Here is a 13,571-nt window from a genome sequence, read left to right on the forward strand (position 1 = left end):
CCCTCCCACCTTGACCGCGTTCAGTTTGCAAGAATTTCAGTATTTCAGGAGTTTCCAATGGCGAAGAAACCCAAGGCTGCCACCTTTATCAAAGACCCGCTCTGGTACAAGGACGCGGTGATTTACCAGGTTCACGTCAAATCCTATTTCGACTCCAATAACGACGGCATCGGTGACTTTCCCGGGCTGATCGCCAAGCTCGACTACATCGCCGACCTCGGTGTGAACACCATCTGGCTGCTGCCGTTCTACCCTTCGCCACGCCGTGATGACGGCTATGACATCGCTGAATACCGTGGGGTGCACAGCGACTACGGGACCATGGCCGACGCCAAGCGCTTTATCGCCGAAGCCCATAAGCGCGGGCTGCGGGTGATCACCGAGCTGGTGATCAACCACACCTCCGACCAGCACCCCTGGTTCCAGCGCGCGCGCAAGGCCAAGCCCGGCTCGGCGGCTCGCGACTTCTACGTATGGTCCGATGACGACCAGAAATACGATGGCACGCGGATCATCTTCCTCGACACCGAAAAGTCCAACTGGACCTGGGACCCGGTCGCCGGCCAGTACTTCTGGCACCGCTTCTATTCCCATCAGCCGGACCTCAACTTCGACAACCCGCAGGTCATGAAGGCCGTGCTGTCGGTGATGCGTTACTGGCTGGACATGGGGATCGACGGCCTGCGCCTGGACGCCATCCCGTACCTGATCGAGCGTGACGGCACCAACAATGAAAACCTGCCGGAGACCCACGACGTCCTCAAGCAGATCCGCGCCGAAATCGACGCCCATTACCCTGACCGCATGCTGCTCGCCGAAGCCAACCAGTGGCCGGAAGACACCCAACTGTACTTCGGTGACAAAAAGGGCGATGACGGTGATGAATGCCATATGGCCTTTCACTTTCCATTGATGCCGCGCATGTACATGGCCCTGGCCCAGGAAGACCGCTTTCCGATCACCGACATCCTGCGCCAGACCCCAGAGATCCCCGCCAACTGCCAATGGGCGATCTTCCTGCGCAACCACGATGAGCTGACGCTGGAGATGGTCACCGACAAAGAGCGCGACTACCTGTGGAACTACTACGCAGCCGACCGGCGTGCGCGGATCAACCTGGGCATTCGCCGGCGCCTGGCGCCCTTGATGGAGCGCGATCGCCGTCGTGTCGAGTTGCTCAACAGCCTGCTGTTGTCGATGCCCGGCACGCCGACCCTGTATTACGGCGATGAAATCGGCATGGGTGACAACATCTACCTCGGTGACCGCGATGGCGTGCGCACGCCGATGCAGTGGTCCATCGACCGCAATGGCGGCTTCTCGCGCGCCGACCCGGCCAGCCTGGTGCTGCCGCCGATCATGGACCCGCAATACGGCTACCTGTCGGTCAACGTCGAAACCCAGGCCCAGGACCCCCACTCATTGCTCAACTGGACCCGGCGCATGTTGGCGGTGCGCAAGCAGTCCAAGGCGTTTGGCCGCGGCAGCTTGAAGATGCTCTCGCCGAGCAACCGCCGCATCCTCGCCTATACCCGTGAATTCACCGGCGACGATGGCCGCACGGAAATCATCCTGTGCGTGGCCAACGTATCGCGTAGCGCCCAGGCCGCCGAGCTGGACCTGTCGGCCTTTGCCGGCATGGTGCCGGTGGAGATGCTCGGCGGGAATGCCTTCCCTCCGATCGGCCAGCTTAATTTCCTGCTGACCCTGGCGCCGTATGGCTTCTACTGGTTTGTGCTGGCAGCGGAAAACCAGATGCCCAGCTGGCACGTGGAACCGGCGCAGAGCATGCCGGACTTCACCACCCTGGTGCTGAAAAAACGCATGGAAGAATTGCTGGACGCCCCTTGCCGCGCCAGCCTTGAACAACAGGTGCTGCCGGCCTGGCTGCCGAAACGGCGTTGGTTCGCCGGCAAGGACACGGCCATCGACAGCGTGCATATCGCCTACGGCGTGCGTTTCGGCGACCCGGAGCACCCGGTGTTGCTCAGCGAGATCGATGTGACCAGTGGCGGCCAGGTCAGCCGTTACCAGTTGCCGTTCGGCTTCCTCGGCGAAGACCAGTTCACCAGCGCCTTGCCGCAGCAATTGGCCCTGGCCCGTGTACGCCGGGTGCGCCAGGTGGGACTGGTCACCGATGCCTTCAGCCTGGAGCACTTTATTCGCGCGGTGATCCAGGGCCTGCAGGCCGGCAGCGTGCTCAACTCCAGCGAGGGCGACCTGCGCTTCGAGGCCACTTCCCATCTGGCACCCTTGCAGTTGGCCGAGGACGCCCAGGTACGCTACCTGGCCGCCGAGCAGTCCAACAGCTCGGTGGTGGTCGGCGAGAGCCTGGTGCTCAAGCTGATCCGTAAAGTCAGCGCCGGGGTACACCCGGAGCTGGAGATGAGTGCCTACCTGACCGCCGCCGGATACCCGAATATCTCGCCGCTGCTGGGGTCGGTGATTCGCCGCGATGCGGCCGGTGACGACAACCTGCTGATGATTGCCCAGGGTTACCTGAGCAATCAGGGCGATGCGTGGAGCTGGACCCAGAATAATCTGGAGCGCGCGATTCGCGACGAACTCGCCGAGGCCATCTCCGAACAGGAGCAGCACTACAACGCCCTGGGTGAACTGGCGGACTTCGCCGGGTTGCTCGGCAAGCGCCTGGGGGAAATGCACCTGGTACTGGGAGCGCCCACCACGAACAAGGACTTCAAGCCCGAAGCCACCACGGTCAAGGACACCCAAGCCTGGGCCAAGGATGTGGGGGCGCAGATCGACCGCGCCCTGCAATTGCTCAAGCTGCATCAACACCAATTGAACCCGGCCGATCAGGCGCTGGTCAGTGCTTTGCTGGACCACAAAAAAGCCATCGCCAGCCACGTACAGACCCTGGCCAAGGCCACGGTGGGCGGCCTGCGGATCCGCGTGCATGGTGACTTGCACCTGGGCCAGGTGCTGGTGGTCAAGGGCGATGCCTACTTGATTGACTTTGAAGGGGAGCCGGCGCGGCCGCTGCATGAACGCCGCGGCAAGCACAGCCCCTATAAGGATGTGAGTGGCGTACTGCGGTCGTTTGATTACGCAGCGGCCATGGCCCTGAATGGACAGGGGGTCGATCACTCGCCCGAAGCGGATACCGCCCGCAAGCGGGTGACCGACCGTTACCTGAACGAGGCGCGCCAGGCATTTATCCAGGCTTATCAGGCAGCCACGGCTACACTGGGCCATGACTGGCAGGATGCCAAAGGCCAGGACGCGGCGCTGACGTTGTTCAGCCTGGAGAAGGCCGCGTACGAAGTGGCCTACGAAGCGGAAAACCGCCCGACCTGGTTGCCGGTGCCCTTGCAGGGCTTGCATGGCCTGCTGAGTGGGCTTACACCTAAATCGAAAACTGCACGCGGTGGGGAGACGTCATGAGCTTTACGAGTAAAGAACCGCTGCAACCGAAGTTGACAGCAATGCCGGCGTCCAAGGACGTCGAAGCGCTGGTGCGCGCCGAGCACCACGACCCCTTTTCCATTCTGGGGCCCCATGATGACGAGCAGGGCGGGCAGTTTATCCGCGCGTTCCTGCCGGACGCCTTGAGCGTCCAAGTGTTGAGCAAAGAGGGCGGCGAGCCCCTCGCCACTCTGGAGGCGAACCAGGTGCCTGGGTTGTTCGTCGGGCATCTCGCGACACGCCAGCCTTATGTGCTGAAGATCCAGTGGGCCGGCGGTGAGCAGATCACCGAAGACCCGTACAGCTTCCAGCAATTGCTGCTGGGGGAAATGGACCTGTACCTGTTTGCCGAAGGTAATCACCGCGACCTCAGCAGTTGCCTGGGCGCCCAGGTGACCACGGTCGATGGCGTGCCGGGCGTGCGCTTCGCCGTATGGGCACCCAACGCGCGGCGTGTCTCGGTGGTGGGCGACTTCAATATCTGGGACGGTCGCCGCCACCCGATGCGCCTGCGTCATCCGTCGGGCGTGTGGGAGATTTTTATCCCGCGCCTGCAAGCGGGTGCGGCGTACAAGTACGAGATCCTCGGCGCCCACGGTATCCTGCCGCTCAAGGCTGACCCGATGGCCCTGGCCACCCAGCTGCCGCCCGACACCGCGTCCAAGGTCGCCCCGCCGTTGCAGGTGGATTGGCAGGACCATGAGTGGATGCAGGCGCGCACAGAGAAGCAGCGGCCCACCGCGCCGCTGTCGATCTACGAATTGCATGTGGGCTCCTGGCAGTGCGAGCTGGACGAAGCCGGTGAAGTGGCGCGTCAGTACGGTTGGCGCGAGCTGGTCGAGCGTTTGATTCCGTATGTGCAGCAACTGGGGTTTACCCATATCGAACTGATGCCGATCATGGAGCACCCGTTTGGCGGTTCCTGGGGCTACCAGGCGTTGTCGCAGTTCGCACCGAGTGCCCGATTTGGTTCGCCGGAAGATTTCGCGTATTTCGTCAACGCCTGTCACCAGGCCGATATCGGCGTGATCCTCGATTGGGTGCCGGCGCATTTTCCGACCGATACCCATGGCCTGGCGCAGTTCGACGGCACCGCCCTGTACGAGTACGCCAACCCGCTGGAAGGCTTCCACCAGGATTGGGACACGCTGATCTATAACCTGGGCCGCACCGAAGTCCACGGCTATATGCTGGCGTCGGCGCTGCACTGGCTCAAGCATTTCCACGTCGATGGCCTGCGCGTGGATGCGGTGGCCTCGATGCTCTACCGCGACTATTCGCGCAAGGCCGGCGAGTGGGTGCCCAACCGCCATGGCGGCCGCGAGAACCTGGAAGCCATCGACTTCCTGCGCCACCTCAACGACGTGGTGGCCCTGGAAGCTCCGGGGGCACTGGTGATTGCCGAAGAGTCCACCGCCTGGCCCGGTGTCAGCCAGCCCACCCAACAGGGCGGCCTGGGGTTCAATTACAAATGGAACATGGGCTGGATGCATGACTCCCTGCATTACATTCAGCAGGACCCGGTGTACCGCGCCCATCATCACAACGAGCTGAGCTTCGGCCTGGTCTACGCCTGGTCCGAACGCTTCATCCTGCCGATCTCCCATGATGAGGTGGTACACGGCAAGCACTCGCTGATCGACAAGATGCCCGGCGACCGCTGGCAGAAATTCGCCAACCTGCGCGCCTACCTGAGTTTCATGTGGATGCACCCAGGCAAGAAGCTGTTGTTCATGGGCTGCGAATTCGGCCAGTGGCGCGAGTGGAACCACGATCAGCAACTGGATTGGTACCTGCTGCAATACCCGGAACACCGGGGGGTACAGAAGTTGGTGGGCGACTTGAACCGCCTGTACCGCGAGGAGCCCGCGCTGCACGAGCAGGATGACGCGCCCCAGGGGTTCCAGTGGCTGATCGGCGATGACGCGATCAACAGTGTGTACGCCTGGCTGCGCTGGAGCAAAGACGGCAAGCCTGTGCTGGTGGTGGCCAACTTCACCCCGGTGCCACGTGAGGGATACAAGGTGGGCGTGCCGTTTGCCGGGCGTTGGAGCGAAGTGATCAACAGCGATGCCGACACTTACGCCGGCTCCAATTACGGCAATGGCGGTGGCGTGTTTACCGAAGATGAACCGCGCCACGGACAACCGGTGTCGTTGTCGTTGAATCTGCCGCCGTTGGGGGTGCTGATTTTGCGTCCGCAAGCCAGTTAAAGGCTCTACCGCACTGGATTCAGTTGTCCGCGCTAGTGGCAGGATGCCACAATGGCATCTTTGTTGCGGCAGTCGAATCGGGCGGGTTTCATGAATGGCCTTGGGCGTAGTCAGGACGAGGATTGCTTTATAGAAGAGCAGGTGCGAACTGACCGTTTGCACCAGCTGTTTCGCCAATCTTTTGCTGCGATTTTCGGCAGTTACTTCGCTGCCGTCATGCTCTGCTGGGTGTGCTGGGATCGCTTCGATCATCAGGTCATGATGGTCTGGCTGCTGGTGTTGGCGGCTTCGTCGCTGCTGCGGGTCAAGATGTTCATGGACTGGTTTCGCTGCCCCGGCAGCGAACGCACCCCGGACCGCTGGGAGCGGCGTTATTGGATCACCCTGTGCCTGTCTGCCGGCGTCTGGGGCGTTGGAGCCTTTGCGGTGATGCCCACCGACGATCGGCTGTCCCAGACCCTGGTCATCCTGTTTACCGTGGGCATGTCCGTCAGCGCCGTGTCCTGTTACTCGGCCTATCGCTACATGACCATGGCCTCGGTTGGCCTGGTACTGTTGCCGTCGACGCTGTGGCTGCTGTTCCAGCCATCGCCGATGCAGGTGGGGATGGCGCTGGCCGTGCTGGTGTTCTCATCGTTTGTGGTCAGCGCCACGCGTAAAATGTCCGACGCCCTGGAGAAAGCCTTTCGTCTCACCCGCGAGATGGAGCGCGCCCACACGATTTCCACCCACGCCGCACAGACCGACGAATTGACCGGCCTGATGAACCGCCGCGCATTTTTCGAACATGCCCAACAGTTGTACGCGCAGTGCCGGTATCACCAGCAGCCCCTGTGTGCGCTGATGCTGGACATGGATCACTTCAAGCAAATCAACGACACCTATGGCCACCAGGCGGGGGACCAAGTGTTGCGCCAGATCGGTGGGGTGATCAGCGCCTCGTTTCGCCAGGCCGACGTCTATGGTCGGCTGGGCGGGGAAGAGTTTGCGGTGCTGCTGCCCAACACGTCATTGGAAACCGCGCTGGATATCGCCGAGCAGTTGATCAAGGCGATCGCCGGCCTGGCATCGGACCCGGTCCAGGGCTTGACCGCCAGCCTCGGGGTGGCGTCGACCCACAACCAGGATCAGGACCTGCACGGCCTGATGAATACCGCTGACAAGGCGCTGTACCGCGCCAAGGCCCTGGGCCGCAATCAAGTGGCCGTGGCGGAGTAGGGCTCAGTCCTTGAGCATGGCCTTGGCCAGCACTTGCGCCACTTGGTCGGCGGAGTAGGGCTTGGCCAGGAATGCAAACCCTTCATAGCCGTTGTCTGCCAGCTCGTCGCTGTAGCCAGAGGTGAGCACCACGGGCAAGTCCGCGCGGCGCTGACGCAAGACCTTGGCCATCGCCACGCCGGTCATGCCGGGCATGACCACATCCGAGAAGATCGCATCGAATGCCCTGGCATCCGGGCCGGCCAGGGCCAATGCCTGTTCGGCATCGGTGACCCAGGTGGTCTGGTAACCCAGGTCCTGAAGGATCTGGTTGGCGAAACGGCCAACCTCCAGGTTGTCCTCGACAATCAGGATATTGCGCAGGGTGCTGGTGTCGAGGGGTGTCGGCTCGGCGGGGGCGGGCTCGTTCCCGGTCAGCTGCGGTTCCGCTTCGGGCAGGTAAAGCGTAAATACCGTGCCCTCGCCAAGGGTGCTGGCCACATCGACGTTACCGCCGGACTGCTTGGCGAAACCGAACACCTGTGACAAACCGAGGCCGGTGCCTTTGCCGACGGCCTTGGTGGTAAAAAACGGCTCGAAAATGCGCTCCAGAGTGTCGCCGGCAATACCGCTGCCCGTGTCGGCCAGGGACACCGCCACAAACGGCTGGCGCGATTCGGCATCGCCGCGGATACGCGGCAAGGCGGGCAGGCGCGCGACGCTCAGGGTCAGGGTGCCTTGGCTGTCCATGGCATCGCGGGCGTTGAGGGCGATATTGATCAATGCCGCTTCAAACTGGCTGGAGTCCACCCGCACATGGCAAGGCTGCTCGGGCAGGTTGACGCGAACCTGAATGCGCGCGCCGGTCACGCTTTCCAGCATTTCAGCGATGTTCTGCACACGCTGGCCTACGTCGAAGACTTCCGGGTTCAACGGTTGGCGGCGGGCAAAGGCGAGCAGCTGGCTGGTCAGCTTGCTGGCGCGTTCCACCGTGTCGGAAACCGCGCTCATATAGCGTTGGCGGCGTTCCTCGGAGAGCCCGGGTTGGCGCAGAAAGTCCACCGACGAACGAATGATGGTCAATAGATTGTTGAAGTCATGAGCGACACCCCCCGTCAATTGGCCGATGGCTTCGAGCTTTTGCGACTGACGCAGGGCGGCTTCGGTTTGCGTCAACAGCCGTGTACGTTCTTCCACCCGTTGTTCCAGGGTGGCGTTGAGCTCTGTGAACGCGGCCAGGCCTTCGCGCACGGCGGCGTTGGCGCGTACGCGTTCGATATGCGCCCACGAACGCTCGGTTACCTCGCCCAACAACGCCAGGTCATAGGCTGACCAGTCCCGCTCGGTCTTGTTGTGCACGGCCATCAGGGCGGTCAAGCGACCGTTCTTGATCAGCGGCATGCAGATCGTGGCCGCTACGCCCAGCGCCTGGAAACTCAGGGATTCATGGGCGGGCAGTTCGACCAGGTGATTGCGGATCACCAGCGGCTCACCGGCGCGCAGATGCTTGACCGCCGTGTGCCCGAACGCTTTGAGGCTGTAGTGCCCGGTGATGCTGGGCGAACCGGGTGCGGTCCAGTTGTCGCGGATGGTGAAGCCGTCTTCGTCGGCGTCCATATCGGCGTAGGCACAAATGGACACCTGCAGGTGCTGCGCCAGCAGGCGGGTGGTGGCCGTCATGATGGTTTCGGCGTCGGTGGCGTTGGCCACCGCGTTGCCGATGGCATCCAGCACCGTCAGGCGGCGAGAGAGGAACACCGTTGCGGTGGTTTCCGTCACGGTGTCGAGCATCCCCACGACCCGCCCCTTAGGGTCACGGATCGGGCTGTAGCAGAACGTGAAATAGGCCTGTTCCGGCGTGGCGCTGCGCTCGATCACCAAGGGGAAGTTTTCGATATAGGTGGCATGGCCCTCGAAGGCGGCGTCGGCGATGGGACCGATCTCATCCCAGGCTTCGCTCCAGATTTGGCTGAACGGGCGGCCCAAGGCATAGGGTTTATTGCCGAGTATGGGGACAAACGCGTCGTTATAGAGCGTGATCAACCGAGGCCCCCAAATGATGGCTTGGGGGAAGCTGGAAGCGAGGCACAGGGCAACGGTGGTCTTCAATACATCCGGCCACAGCTCAATTGGCCCGAGGGTCGTACTGGCCCAATCATGCTGGCGAATCCGCTCAGCCATGTCGCTGCTGCTTTGCAGCCAATTCATCATTGGGAAAACACCTTGTCTGCCAGAGTCTTATAGCGCGCCCGAACGTGACAGGCGCCAAGCTACTGACCCGGTTAATCGCCGCCAGTTCAGCGCAAGTATCCCTTAGATGGCGATTTGATGCTGCCCCTGTTTGAACGCGGCACGAGCGTCGGCGGGGGCCGTTGCCCAAACCTTATTGCGAGCCGAATAAACCGGTCCAGTAAATCCCGGCATCGCTCTTCGGATCCATCGCATAGGCGGCGCCCAGTTCGCGAAACTGCGGGTTCATCAGGTTGGCGCAATGGCCGGGGCTGGCGAGCCAGCCATCCACCACCTTGCGCGGCGTGTCGAGGCCGGCGGCGATGTTTTCCCCGATGTTCTTCGCGATATACCCGGCCAGTTCGGCGCGGTCGCCTGGGGTGCGGCCGTCAGGGTCGAGGTGATCGAAGAAATTGCCGTTGGCCATGTTGCGTGCATGGCTGTTGGCCGCATCGGCGAGGTTGGCGTTCCACGACAACGGGGTGGTCGCGTTAAAGGCCTGGGTGCCACACTGGCGCGGTTGTTCACGGGCGGCGTTGATCAGGTTCAGCAGTTGCTTGCCCTCGGTCTGCCAATCGCCCCGGCCGCTGGACAGCAGGGGGCGGGCGAGGACGATGCGCCAATCCTGGCCGTTGTTGCTCACGCCGATGTCGACGAACTGCGGGTCCAGGACCACGCGGCAGAAGCTTTCACGCACAGCCTTCATGGCCGCCTGGGCATCCTTGGGGCCGGACAGGCTGATGGCTTGCACATTCACCATCGGGTACGCCGCCCGTGCCAGCGCCTGTTGCAGGTCGCCGACATTGCTGGCGGGCAACACCAGCCGCGTATCGTTGGCCAGCGGCGGCAGTTCCTGGGAACCCTGGTCACCGCAGCGTTGCACCTGGCTGCGGTACGCGTTGATCTGTTGTACCAACTGACTTTCTTCATTCGCCATCGCGCTGGCGCAGAACACTACACTGGCGGCCAGCGTCGTAAGACCCATCATCAATGACAGAACGCGCATGGACGTTACCCTTGAACTTGAAAGTGCCCATGATGCGCGATGTGGGGGCGTCCATGCACCCGTTGGTCCGAACTTTTTTCCTCAGTTTTTGAATGCCGAGTGTTTACGACCCTGGTCACACAAGGCAAACACCACCACCAGCAGCGCGGAAATGGCGAGGATAATCACCACGCCATCGGTGGAGTGGGTCGCTGATGCTGCCACCATCGACAGTGCGCCCAGCGGGGCCAGGCCGCCCGCGATGGCGGTGCCGATTTCGCGTCCGGTACCGAAACCCGAGGAGCGGGTCTGGGTGGGGAACTGTCGGCTCAGGAACGAGCCCTGCGGCGCAAACATCATGGGCGCGAGGAGGCCGGTACCGACGCCGATGGCGATGTAGATCATCAGGTTTTCACCTGTGTTGAGCAAGGCCAGGAACGGGTAGGCGAACAGCAGCGAGAGCAACCCGCCCAGTATCAGCACGGTCTTGCTGCTCCACTTGTCGCACAGCCAGCCGAAGCAGGGCACGGCGACGATGGCAATCAGGCTGGCAATGGTCACCGACAGCGAGGTGACGTGGACATCCACGCCCTTGAACTGGGTCAGGTACGCCAGGGAGAAGGTCTTGAAGATGTAGCTCAGGGCGTTGTAGCCAATGGCCACGAAAAACACCACGGCCAGGCCCTTCAGGTCGTTCTTGAACAAGGCTTTGAGAGGCGACGCCTTGGCCTTGTTCGCTTCCTGGCTCAGTTCCTTGAACTGCGGGGTTTCCGGAATGCTGTTACGCACCCACAGGCCCACACCCACCAGGACGATGCTGCAGATGAACGGAATGCGCCAACCGCCGGCCAACAGGAACTCGTTGCCGTTGATCGTCAGCAGGTACACGGTGAGCGACGACAGCAACAAGCCGAGGTTCAGGCCCAGGGCCGGCCAGGCGCCCTGGCTGCCGCGTTTACCCTGCGCCGCGTGTTCATAGGAGGTGACCGCCGCCCCTGACAGCTCGGCGCCTGCGCCCAGGCCCTGGATGATGCGGATAAACACCAGCACGATCGGCGCCCAGATGCCGATGGAGGCATAGCTGGGAATCAGGCCGATCAGCGTGGTGCACACGCCCATCAGGCAGAAGGTCAGCACCAGCACTTGCTTGCGGCCGAACTTGTCGCCCAGGTAGCCAAACAGGATGCCGCCAAACGGGCGAGCGATGAAGCCGATGGCAAAGGTGGAGAAGGCCATCAGCGCGGCGGCTTTAGGGTCGCTGTTATCGAAGAAGATCTTCGAGAACACAATCGCCGCCATGGTGGCGTATAGGTAAAAGTCGTACCACTCCAGCATCGAGCCAAAGATGGTGGCGGCGGCGACTTTGCGCAGGCGCTTGCGGGTTTGTGCGGGCGTTTCGGTGCCGGGGATGGAGGCAGATGCCGTCATGCTGGACTTCCTTCTGGGTCTTTGTAGTTATTGTCAAATGGACGTGTATTGCAGGGGTTACTCGGGCTTGAACAGGCGGTCGGCGATCATGGCGCCGATTGGCATGGCTGACGTGGCGGCCGGCGAGGGCGCGTTGCAGACGTGGAGCATTCGTGGGGTCTGGGCGAACAGGAAGTCGTGCACCAGGCTGCCGTCGCGCATCACTGCCTGGGCGCGGATGCCGGCCTCGTAGGGCAGCAGGTCGTCGAGGGTCAGCGATGGGCAGTACTTGCGGCACTGCTCCAGGTAGCCGGACTTGAACAAGGAATTCTTCATCTCGGCGGTGCCTGAACCGAGGTTTTGCCAGAGGGTTTTCCAGAAACCGGGGAAGCTGGCGTACTGCGCCACGTCACGCCAGTTCACCGAGAACTTGCGGTAGTTCTCACGGCCCAGGCCCAGCACCGCATTGGGGCCGACGGTCACACTGCCGTCGATCATGCGCGTCAGGTGCACACCGAGGAACGGCAGCTCCGGGTCGGGAATCGGGTAGATCAGGTGGTTGACGATGTTGTTTTTCGCCGCCGGCAGACGAAAGTATTCGCCGCGAAACGGGATGATCTGGTGGTCGATCCTGACCCCGGCCAGGCGCGCCAGGCGGTCTGACTGCAAGCCTGCGCACACCACCAGATGGCGTGCTTGCCAGGTTTCGCCGCGGGTGCTGACGGTGACTTTGTCGCTGTCCTCGTGGATGGCCGTCACGGTGCGCTCCAGGCAGATCTCCCCCCCGCTGCGGCGGATGACCTGGGCCATGGTCTCGCATACCTGGCGGTAATCGACGATGCCGGTGGCGTCAAGAAACAGCCCCCCCAGGCCGACGATGTTCGGTTCGCGTTGGCGCAACTGGTCCGCGTCCAGGCGCTCGACCTTCATGCCATTGAGTTGGGCGCGGGCATACAAGGCTTCCATCCGCTGCATTTCCAACGGGCTGGACGCCACCAGCAGCTTGCCGCATACCTCGAACTTGATCCCGTGTTCGGTGCAGAACTGTTTGGTGGCTTCGGCGCCGCGCTTGCACAGGTCAGCCTTGAGGCTGCCTGGCGCGTAGTAAATGCCTGCGTGGATCACGCCGCTGTTATGGCCGGTCTGGTGTTTGGCCAGCACGGGCTCTTTTTCCAGGATCACCAAAGACGCGCCGGGCTGGCGCTTGAGCAACTCCATTGCCGTGGCCAGGCCGACGATGCCGCCGCCGATGATGCAAAAGTCGTGAATCATTGCGTGGGGGACCTCACAGTGCACATTTCAGTCTGCTTATCAGGTTGTCAGACTAATGTTTTTGTTAAAAAAATGGCGTGTCGAGGACACGCTATAAACGGGGTGGAATCGGTCAGTTGGTGGTGGGCAATTCCAGGCTCAGGCGCCCGGCGGCAGCGCGCAGGTGGGCCTCGGCACTGGCGGCGGCGCGTTGAGCGTCACCGTCGGCAATGGCTTGATAAAGCAACTGGTGTTCCTGGGTCGCATCCGCGGAGCCGGTGACAAAACGCGAGGCCGAGTTTTCCCAGGCAGTCTTGCGTGCGCTGGCCAACTGGCTGCGCAAAAAGTCATGGAAGGCCACGAAGTAGTCATTCTTGCTGGCGTCGGCGATGGCGCGGTGGAATTCCACGTCAGCCAGGGCGGCGGCTTCGAAGTTGTCGCGATGCTCCTGCATGGCCTGCAAGGCGCGTTGCATGCGTTGCAGGTCGGCGTCGTCGCGGCGCCGGGCGGCAATTGCGGCGGCCTGGGTCTCGATCCACAGGCGCACCTCGAACATCTGCGCCAGGTCGGGAAGACGGCCATTCGGCTGCGGAAAACGGAACACCGTGCCGGCCGGGGTTTGCGAAATGAACGAGCCCAGCCCGCGGCGCGCGGTGATGACGCCGTCGGCCTTGAGCTGGGCGATGGCCTCGCGCACCACCGAGCGGCTGACGTTGAGTTGCTCCGCTAATTGCTGTTCGGTGGGCAAGCGCGATTCGGGCGGCAATTGGCCGGAATCGATTTCTGCGCGGATGGCGCTGACAACCCGTACGACAAGCGAATCGGGGCGCTGGAGCTCAAGCATGGGACAACCTTGGTAGTCA

At 62.4% G+C, this 13,571-nt stretch carries 8 protein-coding genes; 3 read left to right on the forward strand and 5 right to left on the reverse strand.

Annotated features, from left to right (window positions below):
- Positions 1–57: 57 nt before the first annotated feature.
- The 3 genes from treS to AB7933_RS15655 are packed head-to-tail and all read left to right on the forward strand — an operon-like array spanning position 58 to position 6,857.
- Positions 58–3,405: a maltose alpha-D-glucosyltransferase gene (gene treS / locus AB7933_RS15645; RefSeq protein ID WP_024075166.1), complete on the forward strand. Its 3,348-nt coding sequence runs from the start codon at positions 58–60 to the stop codon at positions 3,403–3,405.
- Positions 3,402–5,639 (forward strand): 1,4-alpha-glucan branching protein GlgB, encoded by a 2,238-nt coding sequence (gene glgB, locus AB7933_RS15650; protein WP_024075167.1) that lies wholly within the window; start codon positions 3,402–3,404, stop codon positions 5,637–5,639. Before treS ends, glgB begins: the two co-directional genes overlap by 4 nt.
- Before the next feature lie 51 nt (positions 5,640–5,690).
- A complete protein-coding gene (locus AB7933_RS15655; RefSeq protein ID WP_024075168.1) occupies positions 5,691–6,857 on the forward strand; it encodes a GGDEF domain-containing protein in 1,167 nt (388 codons plus the stop codon).
- Positions 6,858–6,860: 3 nt separating this feature from the next.
- Here the strand turns inward: AB7933_RS15655 and AB7933_RS15660 are convergent, their stop codons facing one another.
- The 5 genes from AB7933_RS15660 to AB7933_RS15680 form a co-directional block, all read right to left on the reverse strand.
- Complete coding sequence (locus AB7933_RS15660) at positions 6,861–9,047, reverse strand: GAF domain-containing hybrid sensor histidine kinase/response regulator (protein WP_024075169.1); 2,187 nt, start codon at positions 9,045–9,047, stop codon at positions 6,861–6,863.
- Between the two features lie 172 nt (positions 9,048–9,219).
- Positions 9,220–10,071 (reverse strand): CAP domain-containing protein, encoded by an 852-nt coding sequence (locus tag AB7933_RS15665; RefSeq protein ID WP_024075170.1) that lies wholly within the window; start codon positions 10,069–10,071, stop codon positions 9,220–9,222.
- A gap of 81 nt (positions 10,072–10,152) precedes the next feature.
- Positions 10,153–11,478: an MFS transporter gene (locus AB7933_RS15670; protein WP_024075171.1), complete on the reverse strand. Its 1,326-nt coding sequence runs from the start codon at positions 11,476–11,478 to the stop codon at positions 10,153–10,155.
- A gap of 57 nt (positions 11,479–11,535) precedes the next feature.
- On the reverse strand, positions 11,536–12,729 hold the full coding sequence (lhgO, locus tag AB7933_RS15675; protein WP_024075172.1) for an L-2-hydroxyglutarate oxidase: 1,194 nt from the start codon (positions 12,727–12,729) through the stop codon (positions 11,536–11,538).
- Between the two features lie 112 nt (positions 12,730–12,841).
- The gene (locus tag AB7933_RS15680; RefSeq protein ID WP_024075173.1) at positions 12,842–13,552 is read right to left on the reverse strand and encodes a FadR/GntR family transcriptional regulator; all 711 of its coding nucleotides are present in this window, start codon (positions 13,550–13,552) and stop codon (positions 12,842–12,844) included.
- Positions 13,553–13,571 lie beyond the last annotated feature (19 nt).

Origin of the sequence: Pseudomonas gorinensis, from assembly GCF_042015035.1 — a bacterium.
In the GTDB taxonomy this organism is placed as follows: domain Bacteria; phylum Pseudomonadota; class Gammaproteobacteria; order Pseudomonadales; family Pseudomonadaceae; genus Aquipseudomonas; species Aquipseudomonas gorinensis.